Annotated in this window: 1 protein-coding gene; it reads left to right on the top strand. The window is 60.2% G+C overall.

The window, feature by feature from the left end; genetic code table 11:
• Positions 1–200: 200 nt before the first annotated feature.
• Positions 201–611: UUP1 family membrane protein (locus Q7C21_RS22445; protein WP_375151150.1), on the top strand; the 411-nt coding region annotated here is incomplete at its 3' end.

The following is a 611-nucleotide window of genomic DNA, read 5'->3' on the forward strand; positions in this document are numbered from 1 at the left end:
AGCAGCAGGGCCACCAGGTAGATACCCCAGGACTCAATCCCGAAACGCGTTTCTCGAACCATCTTCGCCCCACCAGAAAGTGCCGTGCCATAAGCTCGGCGTAAGGCTGGACATGGTGCGCGCGATACCCCTGAACGGTGACTGAACGAGGATAAGAAACCCGCCTGCGCCACCGACGCTCATACCGCAGAGTAATTCCAATGCGCTCTCTTACCCTTCATCTGAAAGTCCTGATCGCCATCCTGGTGGTGCTGGGCATTTCGATCACGGCCTATCAGATCTTCGTGCTCGGCATTCCGGTGACCGAAGACGCCACCGACGATCTGTGGAACATCGACGCCAAGGTCGAGTTCGTCGCCAACGGCAAGGACCCGATCAAGATCCAGATGTTCGTGCCGCCCCTGAGCCGCGACTACGTGAGCCTCAACGAGAGCTTCATTTCCAACAACTACGGGGTGGCGGTCAACCGCGTCGACGGCAACCGCAAGGTCACCTGGTCGGCACGCCGGGCCAAGGGCAACCAGACCCTGTACTACCGCCTGGTGCTGACCAAGCGCTACAGCGCCGAGAAGTCCAAGGTCAAGGGCCCGACCTTCCGCGACAGCATGGCC

This window comes from Pantoea sp. ANP04, assembly GCF_041982285.1.
GTDB classification, from domain to species: Bacteria; Pseudomonadota; Gammaproteobacteria; order Enterobacterales; family Enterobacteriaceae; genus Pantoea; species Pantoea eucalypti.